Genomic DNA, 16537 nt, shown 5'->3' on the forward strand with positions numbered 1-16537 from the left:
CCGAGAAGACCGGCATGCCCAAGGGCGTGTTCAACATGATCTACGGCGGCGGCGTGGGCGAAGCGCTGGTCAAGCACCCGGCGATCCAGGCGGTCGGCTTCACCGGCTCGCTGCGCGGCGGTCGTGCGCTGTGCGACATGGCGGCGGCGCGTCCGCAGCCGATCCCGGTGTTCGCCGAGATGAGCAGCATCAACCCGATGCTCCTGCTGCCCGAGGCGATCAAGACCCGTGGCGAGAAGATCGCCGCCGAGCTTACCGGCTCCGTGGTGCTCGGCGCCGGGCAGTTCTGCACCAACCCCGGCCTGGTGATCGGCATCCGGTCGGCGGAGTTTTCCGCCTTCCTCGAGCGCTTTGCCGCGCTGATGGGCGACCAGCCGGCGCAGACGATGCTCAATCCCGGTGGCCTGAAGAGCTACTGCCACGGCCTGGACAACCTGCACAAACATCCGGGCATCAGCCACCTGGCCGGCTCGACCCAGGAGGGCAACCAGGCCCGCCCGCAGCTGTTCAAGGCCGACGTCAGCCTGCTGCTGAACGGTGACGAGCTGCTCCAGGAAGAGGTCTTCGGCCCGACCACCATCGTCGTCGAAGTCGCCGACAAGGCCGAGCTGATCCAGGCGCTGCACGGCCTGCACGGCCAGCTCACCGCGACCCTGATCGCCGAACCGGCGGACCTGGACGCCTACGGCGACCTTCTGGCGCTGCTGGAACAGAAGGCCGGGCGCCTGCTGCTCAATGGCTACCCCACCGGCGTGGAAGTCTGCGATGCGATGGTGCACGGCGGGCCGTACCCGGCGACTTCGGACGCGCGCGGCACCTCGGTCGGGACGCTTGCCATCGACCGCTTCCTGCGCCCGGTGTGCTACCAGAACTACCCGGACGCCTTCCTTCCCGAAGCGCTGCGCAACGCCAACCCGCTGGGCATCCAGCGCCTAGTGGACGGCACGCCGAGCCGCGAGGCGTTGTAAGCCATCAATCGACCCCAGGGTGGGGCGGGCGGCGCTCCACCCTCAATGCACCGACTTATCGGTGGGCTGAAGCCCACCCTACGGCTGATCTTCAGCCCTGCGACAGTGAACCAATAGCCTCCGACAACCCCGCCGTAGGCCATTACAAGAACAACAACGAGGGTCAACCATGAATACCAGCACGCTGGCCGCGGACGCGGCTGCCCAGGAATCCCTGGAAAACCGCATCTACCGCAAGGTGAACTGGCGGATCGTTCCGCTGTTCATCCTCTGTTTCCTCTTCGCCTACCTGGACCGGGTCAACATCAGCTTCGCCAAGTTGCAGATGCAGAGCGACCTCGGCTTCAGCGACACCGTCTACGGCCTGGGCGCGAGCCTGTTCTTCGTCGGCTATTTCCTCTTCGAGGTGCCGAGCAACATGCTCCTGCACCGCATCGGCGCCCGCGTCTGGATCGCCCGGATCATGATCTCCTGGGGCCTGGCCTCGGCGGCGATGATGTTCGTCAGCAACGAGACCTGGTTCTACGTGCTGCGCTTCCTGATCGGCGTGATGGAGGCCGGCTTCGTGCCCGGCGTGCTGTATTTCTTCACCCAGTGGTATCCCGGCAACCGCCGTGCGCGGATCAACTCCTACTTCAAGAGCTCGATCTGCCTGTGCGGCATCATCGGCGGACCGCTGGCGGGGTTCATCCTCGGCCATTTCGACGGTGTCGGCGGCATGGCCGGCTGGAAGTGGCTGTTCCTTCTCGAAGGCCTGCCGTCGGTGCTGCTGGGCCTGGTGGTGCTCTGGCTGGTGGCCGACCGCATCGAGGATGCGCGCTGGCTGAGCCGCGAGGAGAAGGATTTCCTCGCCGAGCGCATGGCGCGCGAAGTGCAGCCCGAAGGCTCGCAGTCGCTGCGTTCGATCCTCAAGGAACCGGCGACCCTGGCGCTGTCGGGCATCTACCTGTGCCTGGTGATGGCGCTGACCGGGCTGCTGTTCTGGATGCCGCAGCTGATCCGCAATGCCGGGGTCGACGACACCATGCGCATCGGCCTGCTGACCATGATCCCCTACATCGTCGCGGTGGTCGGCAACCTGCTCATCGGCCGCAGTTCCGACATGCGCGGCGAGCGCCGCTGGCACATGGCGTTCTGCGCGGCGATGACCGCCTGCGGCTACCTGGTCTGCGCGCTGTTCTACGGACAGATCGCCCTGCTGATGCTGGGCATGTGCCTGATCATGACCGGCATCATCGCCTGGATGCCGATCTTCTGGACCATCCCGCCGCGCTACCTCAGCGGTCTGGCCGCCGCCGCCGGTATCGCCCTGATCAACTCCCTGGGGCAACTGGGGGGTATCGTCGGTCCGTTCATGGTTGGTAAGGTCCGGGATCTGTCGGGCAGCTCGTCGCTGGCGTTGTTCATGCTGGCGGGCGCCTGCCTGTTGGCCACCGCGCTGATCATCTGGGCGGTGCCTTCGCGCTTCTATGCCAAGGAAGTACCGGCCGACAGCTGACTGAATCCGGCGGCGTTCGCGCCGCCGTCGAACGAGGAAATTCCGTGAAGAAGAAAGTACTGGTATTCAGCCGCGCCTCATCCGCCGAGGTGATGGCCGACCTGCGCGAGCGTTACGAGCTGAGCGTCTTCCTCGACCCGCTGGGCGCCGACCGGGAGGCGTTCATCGCTGCCCTGGCCGACGCCGACGGGCTGATCGGCGCCGGCAGCAAGCTCGACGAGTCGGTGCTGCAGCATGCGCCGAAGCTGCAGGTGATCTCGACCATTTCCGCCGGTTACGACAACTACGACGTGGCCTACCTGAAACGGCGCGGCATCCGCCTGACCAATACCCCGGACGCGGTGACCGAAACCACCGCCGACACCGGCTTCATGCTGCTGATGATGACCGCGCGACGTGCCGTCGAACTGGCCACGCTGGTCCGGGAGGGCGAGTGGAAGGCGAGCATCGGCGAAGCCCATTTCGGCGTCGACGTGCACGGCAAGCGCCTCGGCATCATCGGTCTGGGGCGCATCGGTGCCGCCGTCGCGCGGCGCGCGCATTTCGGCTTCGGCATGTCGATCCTCTACAGCGGCCACAGCGACAAGCCGCAGTACGAGGACGAGTTCGGCGCGCGGCGGCTGTCGATGGACGCGTTGCTCGGCGAGGCCGACTTCGTCTGCGTCTGCGTGCCGCTCTCGGCGGAAACCCATCACCTGATCGGCGAGCGCGAGTTCGGCCTGCTGCGCAAGGACGCGATCTTCATCAACATCGCCCGTGGCCCGGTGGTGGACGAGACCGCGCTGGTCGCCGCGCTCAAGGCCGGAAAATTCCGTGGCGCCGGTCTCGACGTGTTCCAGAAGGAGCCGCTGCCGGGCGACTCGCCACTGCTGGCGCTGCCCAACCTGGTGGCACTGCCGCACATCGGCTCGGCGACCCACGAAGCGCGCGAGCTGATGGCGCGCACCGCGGCGGACAATCTGATCGCCGTGCTCGACGGCCGCGAACCGACCTACCCGGTCGAGCTCTGATCGGCGCGGATTTACCCAGGCCTTACCTGGCACTGACAGCAGCGTACCTGCGCCCGCGAGATAATTCGCCGGCGCAAGGTGCGCTTGCGTTCGTTCAGGAGGTGCCAGATGTCGTCCACTCTGATGCGTGCCGGTCTCGTTGGCCTGCTGTCGTTGGTGCTCGCCGTGCCGGTGTTCGCCGGCCCGTCCGGCCCGCCGGGGCACGGCGGGCCCGGAGGTCCGGGCGGCCCAGGCGGGCCGGGCGGAGAGCGCTATTACCCGCCAGGGCCGCGTCACGGTCATGGCCTGCCCGGCGCGGCACGGGAAATCTGGATCGGCAGCACGCTGTACTTCCTCGCCGCCGGTGCCTACTACCTGTGGGATGCGCCGCGCGAGCAGTACGTGGTGGTCAACCCGCCACCGGTGGTCCAGGCGGTGCCGGTGGGCAACTACGAGGTGATCGCCTACCCGGCGCAGGGCCAGAGCGCCGACCAGCAGGCCCGCGATCGCTACGAGTGCCACGGCTGGGCGGTAACGCAGAGCGGTTTCGATCCGGCCGCCGCGCAATCCGCACCATCGCCGGGCGTGGCGGATATCTACCGGCGAGCGCTGGGCGCCTGCCTGGCCGGTCGTGGCTACAGCATCAACTGAGGCGGCGCCAGGCCCACGTTCGGCGGGCCTGGCGTGGGTCTTCTAGAGGGTTTCCACGGCCTTTACGGCGGGCGGATCGTTCTTCGCCCGGCTGGAAAGCACGATGGCGGCGATGATCAGCGCTCCACCCAGCAGCATGCGCAGGGTCGGCTGCTCGCTGAACAGCCACCAGGCGAACGCGATGCCGTAGACCGGCTCGAGGGCGAACACCAGCGCCGCCGAGCGCGCATTCAGCACGTGCAGCGCGGAGACGAACAGGCTGTGCGCGACACCCGTGCAGAACGCCCCGAGCATGAACAGCCACAGCCAGTCCATTGCGCGTACCTCGAGCAGGTCCCGCCAGGCGAACGGCAGCAGGCAGAGCAGGATCGCGGCGTTCTGGCAAAGCGCCGCCTGCATCGGGTTGAGGCCCTTCACGGTGGCGCGGTTGGCCAGCGTCAGCAGGGCGAATAGCAGGCCCGAGGCGACCGCCCAGAGCAGCCCGGCGGTGGAGCTGCTGGCGAGGTCGAAGTGCGGCGTGACCAGCACCAACCCGAGGCTGACCAGGCCAACCAGGGTCCATTCGCGGCGCTGAATGCGCTCGCGAAACAGCAGTCCCTCTAGCAGCACGGTGAAGGCCGGGAAGCTGGCGAACCCCAGGGTGGCGATGGCCACGCCGGAAATCTTCACGGCGTAGAAGAACGTCAGCCAGTGCCCGCCGAGCAGCAGCCCACTCCCGGCGAGCATCGCCAGGCGGCGCCGATCTATCGACGATTCACCGGAGCGCAGGCGGCTGAACGGAATCAGCGCGGCCACGGCGAACAGCGAGCGGCCGACGACGATGGCCAGCGGGGCGGCCAGCGCCAGCTTGCCGAAGATGCCGCTGAGACCGAAGGCCAGGGCACCGATATGCAGGCCGATGAGCGCGCGACGCGGCGTCATGCGAGGCGCGCGCCGTTGGCCAGGGGCTTGTCGAAACCGGCCAGGACCACCTTGCCGTCGGCATCGTAGACGCCGGTGACCAGCACCTCGGAGCGCACACCGGCGATCCGTTTCGGCTCGAAGTTGCACACGCAGAGCACCTGGCGACCGGGCAGGTCTTCGGCGGCGTAATGCGCGGTGATCTGCGCGCTGGAGGTCTTCACGCCCAGCTCGCCGAGGTCGACCTCCAGCACGTAGGCGGGTTTGTTGGCTTTTTCGTTGAGACGGGCGGAAAGCAGGGTGCCGACGCGCAGTTCCACGCGTTGGAAATCCTCCCAGGTGATGCTGGACATGCTGATCCTCGGGGGCGTTCGGGGCCGGCTCGATTGGCCGGGGAGACTCGATTCTACGGGGCGGCAGACGCGGCCGTCTGTCGCGCTACTCGCCGGTTTTGTCGCGCAGCTCGCGGCGCAGCGCCCGCGGCGACCGGCCGAACTCGCGCACCATGGCGGCGGTGAAGGCGCTCTGCGAGGCATAGCCGACGCAGGTGGCGATCTCGCCGATGGCGCGGGCGCTGTTCAACAGCAGCTCGCGGCCCAGGGTCAGGCGACGCTGGCGAACGAAATCCATCGGCGTCTGCCCGGTCTCTTCGAGAAAGCGCAGATGGAAACGCGCCGCGGAGAGCCCCGCCAGGCGCGCCAGGTCGGCGACCTGCAGCGGCCGCGCGGCGTTGCGCTCGACGTAGGCGCGCAGGGCGTCCAGCGGCAGGCGCTGGGCGCGTGCGTCGGCGGGAGCGGCGCTGGCGAGGCTGGCGAGCAGCAGCGCGGCGCCCTGTTCGGCGATCACCGCGTCGTTGATCGGACTCGCCGCGAGCCAGCCGACCAGCTGGCTCTGCGGTGCATTCAGTTGCAGCGCGCCGGGGCGTTCGAGAATCCGCGCGCAGGTGTCGGCATGCGTGCCCAGCCGGCTGCGCAACCAGTCGCGGGGCGGCACGTCGAGCACCAGGCAACGGCTGCCGTACGGGCTGCCGCAGGCGTGGTGTTCGTCCTCGGGCACCACCGCGAGGGTCTGCTGGATCACCTGGCTACCGCGCCCGGCAACCTCGAAATCCAGGCGCCCGGACAGGCCGAACACCAGCTGCGCGTGGGCATGGCTGTGGGCGACCAGTTCGTGGCTGTAGTGGCGCAGGGTCAGGATCGATGGCATCGCGGTTTCCTCGGCGGATCGCCGCAGTCTACCCAGAACGGCCGTCGAGATGGAAAAGGAAAGGCGGGTTAGAGAATCACCTTGTCCTTGAGCTTCTCGGCCGCCTGTTGCAGCGCCTCCACCACACGATCCTTGTCGAAGTTCTGGATGCCGTTGGTATCGAGGTACATGGAGAAGCCGGGCAATTCGTGCTCGATGTAGCTGGAGCTGGCGCCGAGGTCGCGGCGGAAATCCACCACCTGGTAGATCTGCACGGGACGGCTGAAACCCTTCACGGCGATCTGGCCCTTGTCGCGGCACATGATCACGTCCTTCACCAGCGAATAGGTCTCGTGGGAAATCAGGATCTCGCCGGCTTCGCTGGCGCTTTCCAGGCGGCTGGCGAGGTTCACTTCGCGGCCGATGATGGTGTAGTCCATGCGCGTGTCGGCGCCGAAGTTGCCCACCGTGCAGTAGCCGGTGTTCAGGCCCATGCGGATTTCCAGCGGCTTGGTGATGCCCTGGGCGCGCCACTGCTGGCGCAGCACCTTCATGTGCTTGCGCATGGCGATGGCCATCGAAACGGCGGCCAGCGCATCCTTTTTCGCGCCCTGGGTCGCCGGGTCGCCGAAGAACACCATCACGCTGTCGCCGACGAACTTGTCGATGGTGCCGCCGTGTTTCAGGGCGATCTTCGACATCTCGTTGAGGTAGGTGTTGAGCAGGTCGGTCAGCGACTCGGCTTCCAGCTCCTCGGACAGCTCGGTGAAGCCCTTGATGTCGGAGAAGAACACCGAAAGGCGCTTGCGCTGGGTTTCCAGGCGCACGCTCTTCTTGCCCTTGAAGATCGACTCCCAGACCTGCGGGGACAGGTACTTGGCCAGCCCGTGGGCCAGGCGCGCGGCTTTTTCCTGCTCGCGGCGGATCTCGTTGCGCACCTGGGCCAGGCGCAGGCCCTGCTGGTGGGCGAAGTAGGCGCTGATGCAGATGAACAGCGAGCTGAAGAGGATGCTCACCAGGGCCACCAGCGGCGGCGTGGCGAAGGCCAGCCGCGGCCCGACCAGGGCGCTGCAGAGCAGCACGCCGCCGAGCGCCATCAGCAGGCCGAGGCCCAGGTAGAGCAGGCCGCCGACCACCAGCGCGCTGAAGCCGATCATCAGCAGGTTCATCAGGCTCGGCACCACCGAGAAGCTCATCAGCGCGACCGCCGCGCCCGCGTGCAGGGCATCGATGGCGAGCAGGGCGAGGTCGACGCTTCGCGCGTGACCGGTCTTGAAGCGCCGTCCGAGCTGATAGGCCAGATGCGGATAGAGCAGGGCGTAGGGCACCAGCCAGAGAATGTCGTGGCCGAAGTGATTGACGTAGGTGCCCGCCGCAATGGCTGCGGCGGTGGCGATGTACGCCAGCACGCGCAGGTAGTATTCGCGGATCGGCGGCGTCGGCAGCCCGTCTAGCGGGGTCGCGGGGAAAGACTTCATCTGATTGGAACGATCCCTGGTGAGGCGATGGGCACCGTGGCCACGTACGTCTTTTCAGTCCATGAGGCCGACCAGCGCCCCGACGGCGGGATCATAGCGAAGCACCGTCCAGCAGCCAATCACGGCCGCCGGATGACGCGGGAATCAGGCAGAAAGCGGGTGGGATGTGCGGCTCGTCGACGTTCCGCCGTCGTTGCGGCGGAAAACGTCAGGAAACCGTTAGAAGGGAATGCGTCCGGTGAAGGCGTCCCTGAGCATCACCCAGTCGCCCATCAAGCTGTAGAGCGGATACTGGAAGGTCGCTGGGCGGTTCTTCTCGAAGATGAAGTGGCCTACCCAGGCGAACCCGTAGCCCGCCACCGGCAGGGCCAGAAGCCAGATCCACTGCTGGCTGACCAGTGCGTAGGCCAGGATGCCGAGCACCAGCAGGCTGCCGGCGTAATGCAGCCGACGGCACACCGGATTGCTGTGCTCCGCCAGGTAATAGGGGTAGAAGTCGGCGAAGCGGCTGAAGCGTTCGGCGGTTTGCGTACTCATCTCGCACCTCCTGTCATTGTGTTCCCAAAGTCTAGATCGGACGGCCGCGCAGGCCAGTGACAATGGGGGCCAGTCTAGTATCCTTGCGACACGGCGCCGCAGGCCCTGATCCGACGACAAGAAGACGCCATGAGCGAACTACGGACAACTTCATCGAGCTGGGCGCAGAGCATCGTCCAGGGCCTGGAAATGGGCGGCGTCGACTGTCGCGCGCTGTTCCTCGAGCTGGGCATGGACTACGCCGCGCTGGGCGATGCGGAGGCGCGTTTCCCGCAGGACGGCATGACCCGGCTCTGGCACCGCGCCGTGGAGCTGTCCGGCAACCCGGCCATCGGCCTGAACATGGCCCGCGTGGTGCGGCCCGCGTCGCTGCACGTGGTCGGTTACGCGCTGATGTCCAGCCGCACCCTGCGGGAGGGCCTGACCCGTCTGGTGCGTTACCAGCGAATCATCGCCGAGGGCGCCGACCTGAACCTGCGCATGCTGCCCGAGGGCGGCGCGCTGACGCTGGCGATCCATGGCGACCGTCTGCCGCCCGCCCGGCAGAGCGCCGAAGCTTCCCTGGCGTGCACCCTGGCCTTCTGCCGCTGGATCAGCGGAACGCCGCTCAAAGCCTTGCAGGTGTGGCTGCAGGGCCCGCCGCCGGACGATCCGGAGCCTTACCGCCAGGTGTTCCAGGCGCCGCTGCAGTTCGATGCCGAACACTACGGGCTGCTGTTCGAACTCGCCGATCTCGAGGCGCCGCTGCCGTCGGCCAACGAGTCGCTGGCGCAGTTGCACGACCGCTTCGCCGGCGAGTACCTGGCGCGCTTCTCCGGCAGCCGGGTCGCCCACCAGGCCCGCCAGGTGCTCTGTCGCCTGCTGCCGCAGGGCGAGCCGCGTCGCGATAGCGTGGCGCAGGCGCTGCACCTGTCCGAGCGAACCTTGCAGAGACGCCTGCAGGACGAACACACCAGCTTCCAGCAACTGCTCGACGACACCCGTCGCGAACTCGCGGAGCAGTACCTGGCGCAACCCAATCTGACCCTGCTGGAAATCGCCTACCTGCTGGGCTTCGCCGACCCGAGCAACTTCTTCCGCGCCTTCCGCCGCTGGTTCGGCAGCACGCCGGGGGAGTATCGCGCCGCGCTGGACAGCCGCTGATCCGGCCGGGCGCGGTCAGTGCCGCCAGAACGCCGGTGTCAGCAGCACCAGCACGGTGATGATCTCCAGACGGCCGAGCAGCATGCCGAAGGACAGCATCCATTTCGCCGCGTCCGGCAGGCTGGAGAAGTTGCCGGCCGGGCCGATGATGTGGCCCATTCCGGGGCCGACGTTGCATACCGCAGTGGCCGCGCCCGTGAGTGCTGTGATCCAGTCCAGGCCGATGAAGGTCAGCCCGAGGGCGATCAGCGCGATGGTAAAGGTGAAGAAGAACGAGAAGGTGAGGATCGAACGAACGATTTCCTCGTCGAGCGGATGGCCGTTGTACTGCTGCCGGATCACCGCGCGCGGGTGCACCAGTTGCTGCAGGTTGGCGCGCAGCAGAACCCAGGACACCTGGAAGCGGAACACTTTCAGGCCGCCGGCGGTGGACCCCGAGCAGCCGCCGATGAAGGTGAGATAGAAGAACAGCATCACGGAGAAGCTGCCCCACAGCGAATAGTCACCGAGCGCGAAGCCCGTGGTGGTTACTACCGAAACGATGTTGAGCGTGACGATACGGAAGCTGTCCAGCCATGAGAGCCCCGAGCGCATCCAGTACCAGAGGCTGACCACCAGCGAGATGGCCAGCAGGAAGCTGAGCAGTCCGCGAACCTGATGATCGCGCAGCAACGCCATGCGATTGCCGCGCAGAGTGGCGACATACAGGGTGAAGGGCATGCTGCCGAGCAGCATGACCACCACCGCGACCCAGTGCACCGCAGGCTGCTGCCACTTTGCCAGTGACTGGTCGGAGGTGGAGAAACCACCGGTGGAGATCGCCGACATGGCATGGTTGATCGCGTCGAAGCCACTCATTCCGGCCAGGCGGAAGGCCAGCGCACCGAACAGGGTGAAGCCGATATAGATGCAGAGGATGTACTTGGCCGCCATGTGCGAGCGCGGCATGACTTTCTCCGACCAGTCCGAGGACTCGGTCTGGAACAGGCGCATGCCGCCGACGCGTAGCAGCGGCAGGATCGCCACCGCCATGCCGATGAAGCCGATGCCGCCCAGCCAATGCAGCAGCGAGCGCCAGATGAGGATGCCCGGCGACATGCCGTCCAGCCCGCTGAGTACCGTCGAACCGGTCGTGGTGATGCCCGACATGCTCTCGAAGAAGGCGTCGGTGTAGCTGATGTGCTGGATGAAGAACAGCGGCAGGGCGGCGAAGCAGCACACCGTCAGCCAGCTGCAGGTGGTCAGGAAATACATGTCGCGCGGGCGTAGCTGAACGTTCTCCGGGCGCCCTGGCAGCACCAGCAGCAGGCCGGTGGCGAAGGTGATCAGGCTGGCCCAGAAAAACGACTGCAGGTCGTCGCTGCGGTCGTACGAGAAGAGCGTCAGCATCGGCACGACCATGCCGATCGCCAGGGTGATGAGGAAGATGCCGAGAATGAAACCGATCATGCGCAGGGTCGGCAGGGCCATGGAAACGACTCGGGTCTGGAGGGCAAGGGGCGCCATTCTACCCGCGCGTCCGGCGCTGTAAACCGCCGCCATTCGCCACTCGCAGGGGGCGCCGGGGAGCGATTCGGGAGGCGCCATGGTCACGGCATTTGCCCGCGGCCGGCCGGCGCCCTCTAGAATGGCCACTCATTTCAATTTCAGGAGGTGGCCCGATGGAGGCTCTGGACGCTCTGCTCAAGCGTGTTTCCGTGACCCGGCTGGAAGAGCCCGCGCCGAACGCGGCGCAGCGCGATACGATTTTCCGTGCGGCCTTGCGCGCGCCGGATCACGGCCAGCTGCGCCCGTGGCGTTTCCTCACTGTGGAAGGCGAGGCGCGTGAGGCGCTTGGCGAGCTGTTCGCCCGCGCGGTCGCCGAGAAACAGGCGGACGCCGAGCCGGCGGTGCTGGAAAAGGCGCTAACCAAGGCCCGCGCGATGCCGTTGCGTGCGCCGCTGCTGGTGGTGGTGATCGCCTGCGTGCAGGCGCATCCGAAGGTCCCGGCGCAGGAGCAGCGGCTGGCGGCCGGCTGTGCGGCGCACGGCATGCTGCTGGCTGCCTACGCGCAGGGCGTCGGCGCGGTCTGGCGCAGCGGCGAGCTGTCCTACGATGCCCGCGTCGAGGCCGGCCTGGGCCTGGCGAAGAACGAGGAAATCGTCGGTTTCCTCTATATGGGCACGCCCAGCGGCGAGCTGCGCACGCCGCCGGCGCTCGATCCCGCGGATTTCGTGACCACCTGGCGGGGCTAGTCCCCGCTCAAGCCTTGAGCGGCAGCTCCAGGCTGGCGACGAAGCCCCCCTGCGGATGGTTGGCCAGCTGCAGAGTGCCGCCGTGGCGCTCGGCGGCGCGCCGCGCAATGGCGAGGCCGAGCCCATGCCCTGCCGCCGCCTGGCCCGGCGCGCGGAAGAACGGCTCGCCCAACTGGTTCAGGTGTTGCGCCTCCACGCCGGGACCGTGATCGCGCACGCTGATCAGCAACGTCTCGCCCTGGCGCGCTGCGCGAATCTCGATCGGCTGATCGGCCGGGTTGAAGCGCAGCGCGTTGCGCAGCAGGTTGTCCAGCGCGCGATCGATCATGTCCGGCCAACCGAACAGCGCGATGCCCGGCTCGATGTCGATCTCGATGCGCTGCTCGGCGTTGCCGACACTGGCGTTCTCGCGGACGCCCTCGAGGATGCCGGCAAGGTCCACCTGTTGCACCGGACCCGGATCGGCATCCAGCCGCGCCAGCGCGAGGATCTCGGCGATCAGCGCTTCGAGGCGGTCGCAGTCCTTGGCCAGCCGCGGCCACAGCGCCTCGCGCTCCTCCGGCGTCGCCCGTTCGGCCAGCGCCAGGGCGATGCGCAGGCGCGCCAGCGGCGAGCGCAGCTCGTGGGAGACGTCGCGCAGCAACTGCCGCTGGCTGCCGATCATGCCCTGCAGGCGCGAACCCATGCGGTTGAAGTCGCTGGCCAGCACGCCGAGCTCGTCGCGCCGCGCGGCCAGTTGCGCGAGGCTGTTCTGCTGGTAGGCGGTCTGCCCGAGGTCGTGCACGGCGCCGCGCAGGCGTGTCAGCGGACGGGTGATCGAGAGGGTCAGCAGCAGGCTGAACAGGGTCAGCACCACCAGCGCGATGCCCAGCGCGCTGAGCGGCCAGAGCAGGCTGTCGCGGTGCCAGGCATCCAGTTCCGGGCGCGGGATGCGGTAAATGAACAGGTAGGTTTCGTCGCTGGTCGGGCTGGTGTAGTCGGTGGTCAGGCGCCGCCAGGGCAGGCCGCGATCATCGCCTCGCGGATCGCCGGCGCCGTGCTGGCGGGCCTCGAAGGCCGCGGCCCGCGGCGGGAAGGTGCCCTTGATGACCGCCAGGCCGTTGTCGCCGAGCACCTGCACATCGATGTGATAGCGCTGGCGATGACGCTCCAGAAAGCTCTGCGCGGCTTCTTCCCCGTCCGTTTCGTAGACCTGCGTCCAGCGTTCGGCGAGATCCTTTACCCCCGGATGCCGGTTGAGAATCCAGGAGTCCTGGTTCAGTGCATGCCCCAGCAACAGGGAAAGGCCTGCCACCAGGGCAATGGCCAGCCAGAAGCTGGCGAGGATGCGCCAGAACAGTGAACGCACGGCAATTCCTTGATCATCAATGGCAAAAAAGCCCGCCAGGTCCAGCCTGACGGGCGCGTGCTACGCGGTTTTGCTCAATTCTTGGCCTTCGCCGCCTTCTCGGCTTTCCAGGCTTCGAACTCGGCGTGTTCGGCGCGACGTTCTTCCATCTCTTTCTGCTTCTCGTCGAAGCGCTTCTGCTGCTCCGGAGTCAGCAGGGCGCGGATGGCGCTGTCGTTCTTCGCACGGGCGGCCTCGAGTTCGTCTTCCATGGCCTTCTTGTCGGCGGCCGGAAGCTTGTCGAGGTACTTGCGGGTGAGTACGCGACGGCTCTCCATCTGATCGCCCATCAGCCTGCCGACCTGCTGGCGTTGTTCCCTGGTCAGATCCAGGTCGCCGAACGGCCCGTGTTCGCCACGCGGTCCGTCCTTCGGACCGCAGCCGTGGTCGCCCTGCATGTGCGGCGGAACGTCGGGGCCGCCTTTTTCCGGCGCGGCGAACACCGCGGTGGCGGGCAGGGCGGCGGCGAGCGTGAGAGCGATGAGTGTCTTGCGCATGAGTTTTCTCCTTGTCTGAACCGGCCGATTGCCGATGTGCCCAGTCTACGGACGGCAAAGTCAAGGGCGGTCAGGCGAGGGTAAAGGCTTGGTAAACGCTGTGTATCGTCGCCGCAGTCAGGCGCTGTAGTAATAGCCGCGGCTGCGCAGCGCGAGAATGCGCGGGCGTCCGTCGGGGTGCGGGCCGATCTTCTTGCGCAGGTTGCTGACGTGCATGTCCAGGCTGCGGTCGTAGAGGGTGAGCTTGCGGCCGAGGGCCAGTTGCGCCAGTTCCTGCTTGTCCAGCGGTTCACCCGGCTGGCGCAGCAGCGCTTCGAGCAGGCGGCTTTCTGATACGGTCAGGCTGATCTCGTGGTCGCCGATGCTGACCACGCCACGCGCCGGACTGAAGCTCAGGTCGTCCAGTTGCAGGTGGCTGCCGCCGCTGACCGGCTGGCTGCGGCGCAGCACGGCGCGCAGGCGTGCGGTGAGTTCGCGTGGATCGCAGGGCTTGGCCAGGTAGTCGTCGGCGCCCAGTTCCAGGCCGAGGATGCGGTCCAGCGGTTCGCCGCGGGCGGAGAGCATCAGCACCGGCAGGTCCGGGTGGTTGCCACGCAACTGGCGCAGCAATTCCAGGCCGCTGCCATCGGGCAGCATCACATCCAGCACCACCGCCGAGGGAGCGTGCTGGGCGAGCGCCGCGCGGGCGCTGTTGCCGTCGTGGCAGGCGCGCACCTGGAAGCCTTCCTGGCTTAGCCAACTGACCAGCAACTCGCAGAGTTCCTCGTCGTCGTCGATCAGCAGCAGTTCACTCATGGCGCTTCAGTTGGTCCATTGCCGACGCGCGCTGCGGTTGCCGCGCAGCAGCGAGCCGAAGAAGAACGCGATCAGGGCAACCCCGCCACCGATGACGAACCACAGTTGCTGCTCGCTGAGCAGCGGTTGGGGCTTGGCGCTGCGGGCCTGTTCAAGATCCTGCAGCAGGCGGCGGTTTTCCTCGCGCAGCCGTTGCATCTGGCGCCCGGCTTCGGGTGGCGTGGCCCGCTGCAATTGCTCGGTCAGCTCACTGCGCTGTGCCTCGCTCACCGCCAGACGTTGTTCCAGCTCATCGAGCCGCGCCGCCGCTTCGTCGTTCTGCTGAGCGTGCACCGGAAGGGCGACGAGCGCCGCGGCGAAGAACAGGTAGGTGAGTGGGCGCATCGGATTTCCTTTTCCAGGCAGGCGTGCGACGGGGCGAATCAGGGCAGGACGCGTTTGAACGGCTTGACGATCACCCCGCCGTAAACGCCGGCGGCGCGGTACGGATCGGCCTCGGCCCAGCTCAGCGCGGCTTCGAGGGAGTCGAACTCGGCGACGATCAGGCTGCCGCTGAAACCGGCCAAGCCTGGATCGTTGCTGTCGACGGCCGGGTGCGGGCCGGCGAGGACCAGGCGTCCCTCGGTCTTCAGCTGCTCCAGGCGGGCGATGTGCTCCGGACGGGCGGCCAGGCGTTTTTCCAGGGAGTCGGCGACGTCTGTGGCGATGATGGCGTAGAGCATGTCAGTCCTTGGTTTTTTCAGGGGAGGTGTCGTGCAGGTGGCGCGCCAGATAGAGACCCTGGCCGATCAGGAAAAGTACCGTCATGGCGAGGCTGCCGAATACCTTGAAGTCGACCCAGATGCTCTGGAAGGTGAAGGCGACGAACAGGTTGGCGCAGCCGCAGAACAGGAAGAACACCACCCAGGCGACGTTCAGGCGGTTCCAGATCGTCTGTGGCAGCTCCATGGCATGCCCCATGACGCGCTGGATCAGCGGCTTGTCGCCGATGAAGTGGCTGCCGGCGAAGGCCACTGCGAACAACCAGTTGACCACCGGCGCTTTCCACTTGAGGAAGGTTTCGCTATGGAAGGCCAGGGTCAGACTGCCGAATACCAGGCAGGCGATCAAGGTCAGCCACTGGCCCTTTTCCAGCTTGCGCTGCAGCGCGAAGAGCGTCCCGTATACCACCACCGAGGCGACGATCAGCACCGCGGTGGCGCTGAAGATGCCGCCGACGCTGAGGCTGTGTCCGGCCAGTTCGACTACGCGGGGTTCCATTTTGTAGACGATGAAGAACAGCAGCAGCGGGATGAAGTCGATGAATTGTTTCACGGGCGCAGCCAGAGAGCGGGATGTGGCGGCATAATAGCAAACATCAATGACGGCGAAACTTCGCCCAGAGCCTTAAATATGAAGGTCGACCTGCACTGCCACAGCACCGCATCGGATGGCGTCCTGGCGCCCTCCGTGGTGGTCGAGCGCGCCCATGCGCGCGGCATCGGCATGCTTGCGCTGACCGATCACGACACCCTCGAAGGGCTGCCGGAGGCGCGCTTGGCGGCGGCCGGGCTGGGCATCCAGCTGATCAACGGCATCGAACTGTCCTGCACCTGGGGCGGCGCGACCATCCATGTGCTGGGCTACGCCTTCGCCGCCGACGCGCCGCAGTTGCAGCAGGCCATCGCCGAGCTGCATGCCGGGCGCTGGCTGCGCGCCGAGGAAATCGGCCGGCGCCTCGAGGCCAAGGGCATGCCCGGCGCGTTCGAGGGCGCGCGGGCGATCCAGCAGGAGCTGGGCGACAGCGGCAACGCGCCGGCGCGGCCGCACTTCGCGGAATTCCTCACCCGCGGCAAGTACGTTCGCGACCATGCCGAGGCCTTCCGCAAGTGGCTCGGCTCCGGCAAGCTCGGCGACGTCAAGCAGCACTGGCCGACCCTGGAGCAGACGGTGGCGACGCTGCGCTCGGCCGGCGCCTGGATCAGCCTGGCGCACCCGATGCAATACAGCCTGACGCGCAGCAAGCGGCGTCGGCTGATCATCGATTTCGTCCAGGCCGGCGGGCACGGCCTGGAAGTGGTCAACGGCATGCAGCCGGCCGAGCAGGTCGGTTCGCTGGCGATCCTGGTCCGCGAGTTCGGGCTGATGGCCAGCATCGGCAGCGATTTCCACGCCCCGGGCGACTGGTCAGAGCTGGGCATGTACCGCCCGTTGCCGGACGACCTGTCGCCCTTGTGGGCGCGATTCCAGCAAGCGCCAGCGAGCACGCCCCATGTCGTCGCTCAATGAGCAGGGA

At 67.1% G+C, this 16537-nt stretch carries 19 protein-coding genes; 7 read left to right on the forward strand and 12 right to left on the reverse strand.

All coding sequences use genetic code 11. The features are described 5' to 3' along the window. The 4 genes from QMX85_RS11800 to QMX85_RS11815 form a co-directional block, all read left to right on the forward strand. On the forward strand, positions 1-968 hold a 968-nt coding region (locus tag QMX85_RS11800), incomplete at its 5' end, for an aldehyde dehydrogenase family protein (RefSeq protein WP_282341069.1). A 169-nt stretch (positions 969-1137) separates the two neighbouring features. Continuing rightward, entirely contained in the window at positions 1138-2466 is a 1329-nt protein-coding gene (locus QMX85_RS11805; RefSeq protein WP_282341070.1) for an MFS transporter, read from the forward strand. A 44-nt stretch (positions 2467-2510) separates the two neighbouring features. Continuing rightward, complete coding sequence (locus QMX85_RS11810) at positions 2511-3476, forward strand: D-glycerate dehydrogenase (protein WP_282341071.1); 966 nt, start codon at positions 2511-2513, stop codon at positions 3474-3476. A gap of 108 nt (positions 3477-3584) precedes the next feature. Beyond that, complete coding sequence (locus QMX85_RS11815) at positions 3585-4106, forward strand: hypothetical protein (RefSeq protein WP_282341072.1); 522 nt, start codon at positions 3585-3587, stop codon at positions 4104-4106. A 42-nt stretch (positions 4107-4148) separates the two neighbouring features. Here the strand turns inward: QMX85_RS11815 and QMX85_RS11820 are convergent, their stop codons facing one another. From QMX85_RS11820 to QMX85_RS11840, 5 genes are all read right to left on the reverse strand, one after another. After that, entirely contained in the window at positions 4149-5027 is an 879-nt protein-coding gene (locus QMX85_RS11820; protein WP_282341073.1) for a DMT family transporter, read from the reverse strand. Next, positions 5024-5359, reverse strand: coding sequence for a tRNA-binding protein (locus QMX85_RS11825; protein WP_273233809.1), 336 nt, complete (start codon positions 5357-5359; stop codon positions 5024-5026). Before QMX85_RS11825 ends, QMX85_RS11820 begins: the two co-directional genes overlap by 4 nt. An 85-nt stretch (positions 5360-5444) precedes the next feature. Further along, positions 5445-6212 carry an AraC family transcriptional regulator gene (locus tag QMX85_RS11830; RefSeq protein ID WP_282341074.1) on the reverse strand — a complete coding sequence of 256 codons (768 nt, stop codon included), beginning with the start codon at positions 6210-6212 and terminating at the stop codon, positions 5445-5447. A 68-nt stretch (positions 6213-6280) separates the two neighbouring features. Beyond that, positions 6281-7669, reverse strand: a complete 1389-nt coding sequence (locus tag QMX85_RS11835; protein ID WP_282341075.1) for an adenylate/guanylate cyclase domain-containing protein — start codon at positions 7667-7669, stop codon at positions 6281-6283. Between the two features lie 219 nt (positions 7670-7888). Further along, positions 7889-8206, reverse strand: coding sequence for an Mpo1-like protein (locus tag QMX85_RS11840; protein WP_282341076.1), 318 nt, complete (start codon positions 8204-8206; stop codon positions 7889-7891). Between the two features lie 129 nt (positions 8207-8335). On the opposite strand from QMX85_RS11840, the gene QMX85_RS11845 reads away from it, so the two are divergent. Further along, positions 8336-9349, forward strand: a complete 1014-nt coding sequence (locus QMX85_RS11845; RefSeq protein ID WP_282341077.1) for an AraC family transcriptional regulator — start codon at positions 8336-8338, stop codon at positions 9347-9349. Positions 9350-9364: 15 nt separating this feature from the next. Here the strand turns inward: QMX85_RS11845 and QMX85_RS11850 are convergent, their stop codons facing one another. Continuing rightward, entirely contained in the window at positions 9365-10819 is a 1455-nt protein-coding gene (locus QMX85_RS11850; protein WP_282341078.1) for a TrkH family potassium uptake protein, read from the reverse strand. A 191-nt stretch (positions 10820-11010) separates the two neighbouring features. Between QMX85_RS11850 and QMX85_RS11855 the strand changes: the two genes are divergently transcribed. Then, a complete protein-coding gene (locus QMX85_RS11855; RefSeq protein WP_282341079.1) occupies positions 11011-11583 on the forward strand; it encodes a nitroreductase family protein in 573 nt (190 codons plus the stop codon). A gap of 7 nt (positions 11584-11590) precedes the next feature. Here QMX85_RS11855 and QMX85_RS11860 read toward each other — a convergent pair whose 3' ends face one another. The 6 genes from QMX85_RS11860 to QMX85_RS11885 form a co-directional block, all read right to left on the reverse strand. Continuing rightward, a complete protein-coding gene (locus tag QMX85_RS11860; protein WP_282341080.1) occupies positions 11591-12931 on the reverse strand; it encodes a HAMP domain-containing sensor histidine kinase in 1341 nt (446 codons plus the stop codon). 74 nt (positions 12932-13005) lie between these two features. Next, complete coding sequence (locus QMX85_RS11865) at positions 13006-13467, reverse strand: Spy/CpxP family protein refolding chaperone (RefSeq protein ID WP_282341081.1); 462 nt, start codon at positions 13465-13467, stop codon at positions 13006-13008. A gap of 117 nt (positions 13468-13584) precedes the next feature. After that, complete coding sequence (locus QMX85_RS11870) at positions 13585-14262, reverse strand: response regulator transcription factor (protein WP_273233817.1); 678 nt, start codon at positions 14260-14262, stop codon at positions 13585-13587. A gap of 6 nt (positions 14263-14268) precedes the next feature. Next, positions 14269-14646 (reverse strand): translation initiation factor 2, encoded by a 378-nt coding sequence (locus tag QMX85_RS11875; RefSeq protein ID WP_282341082.1) that lies wholly within the window; start codon positions 14644-14646, stop codon positions 14269-14271. Positions 14647-14684: 38 nt separating this feature from the next. Then, positions 14685-14984, reverse strand: a complete 300-nt coding sequence (locus tag QMX85_RS11880) for a YciI family protein (RefSeq protein WP_282341083.1) — start codon at positions 14982-14984, stop codon at positions 14685-14687. 1 nt (position 14985) lies between these two features. After that, entirely contained in the window at positions 14986-15576 is a 591-nt protein-coding gene (locus QMX85_RS11885) for a septation protein A (protein ID WP_282341084.1), read from the reverse strand. Positions 15577-15654: 78 nt separating this feature from the next. Here QMX85_RS11885 and QMX85_RS11890 point away from each other — a divergent pair, with 78 nt between their 5' ends. Then, on the forward strand, positions 15655-16530 hold the full coding sequence (locus QMX85_RS11890) for a PHP domain-containing protein (RefSeq protein ID WP_282341085.1): 876 nt from the start codon (positions 15655-15657) through the stop codon (positions 16528-16530). Positions 16531-16537 lie beyond the last annotated feature (7 nt).

The sequence above is a fragment of the Pseudomonas sp. PS02288 genome, assembly GCF_029959715.1.
Classification (GTDB): domain Bacteria; phylum Pseudomonadota; class Gammaproteobacteria; order Pseudomonadales; family Pseudomonadaceae; genus Pseudomonas_O; species Pseudomonas_O kuykendallii.

Excerpts from the sequence above, each read along its gene's own strand:
- QMX85_RS11805 (WP_282341070.1), top strand. The coding sequence starts at position 1,138 with ATGAATACCAGCACGCTGGCCGCGGACGCGGCTGCCCAGGAATCCCTG.
- QMX85_RS11815 (WP_282341072.1), top strand. The coding sequence starts at position 3,585 with ATGTCGTCCACTCTGATGCGTGCCGGTCTCGTTGGCCTGCTGTCGTTG.
- QMX85_RS11820 (WP_282341073.1), bottom strand. The coding sequence starts at position 5,027 with ATGACGCCGCGTCGCGCGCTCATCGGCCTGCATATCGGTGCCCTGGCC.
- QMX85_RS11825 (WP_273233809.1), bottom strand. The coding sequence starts at position 5,359 with ATGTCCAGCATCACCTGGGAGGATTTCCAACGCGTGGAACTGCGCGTC.
- QMX85_RS11830 (WP_282341074.1), bottom strand. The coding sequence starts at position 6,212 with ATGCCATCGATCCTGACCCTGCGCCACTACAGCCACGAACTGGTCGCC.
- QMX85_RS11835 (WP_282341075.1), bottom strand. The coding sequence starts at position 7,669 with ATGAAGTCTTTCCCCGCGACCCCGCTAGACGGGCTGCCGACGCCGCCG.
- QMX85_RS11840 (WP_282341076.1), bottom strand. The coding sequence starts at position 8,206 with ATGAGTACGCAAACCGCCGAACGCTTCAGCCGCTTCGCCGACTTCTAC.
- QMX85_RS11845 (WP_282341077.1), top strand. The coding sequence starts at position 8,336 with ATGAGCGAACTACGGACAACTTCATCGAGCTGGGCGCAGAGCATCGTC.
- QMX85_RS11850 (WP_282341078.1), bottom strand. The coding sequence starts at position 10,819 with ATGGCCCTGCCGACCCTGCGCATGATCGGTTTCATTCTCGGCATCTTC.
- QMX85_RS11855 (WP_282341079.1), top strand. The coding sequence starts at position 11,011 with ATGGAGGCTCTGGACGCTCTGCTCAAGCGTGTTTCCGTGACCCGGCTG.
- QMX85_RS11865 (WP_282341081.1), bottom strand. The coding sequence starts at position 13,467 with ATGCGCAAGACACTCATCGCTCTCACGCTCGCCGCCGCCCTGCCCGCC.
- QMX85_RS11870 (WP_273233817.1), bottom strand. The coding sequence starts at position 14,262 with ATGAGTGAACTGCTGCTGATCGACGACGACGAGGAACTCTGCGAGTTG.
- QMX85_RS11875 (WP_282341082.1), bottom strand. The coding sequence starts at position 14,646 with ATGCGCCCACTCACCTACCTGTTCTTCGCCGCGGCGCTCGTCGCCCTT.
- QMX85_RS11880 (WP_282341083.1), bottom strand. The coding sequence starts at position 14,984 with ATGCTCTACGCCATCATCGCCACAGACGTCGCCGACTCCCTGGAAAAA.
- QMX85_RS11890 (WP_282341085.1), top strand. The coding sequence starts at position 15,655 with ATGAAGGTCGACCTGCACTGCCACAGCACCGCATCGGATGGCGTCCTG.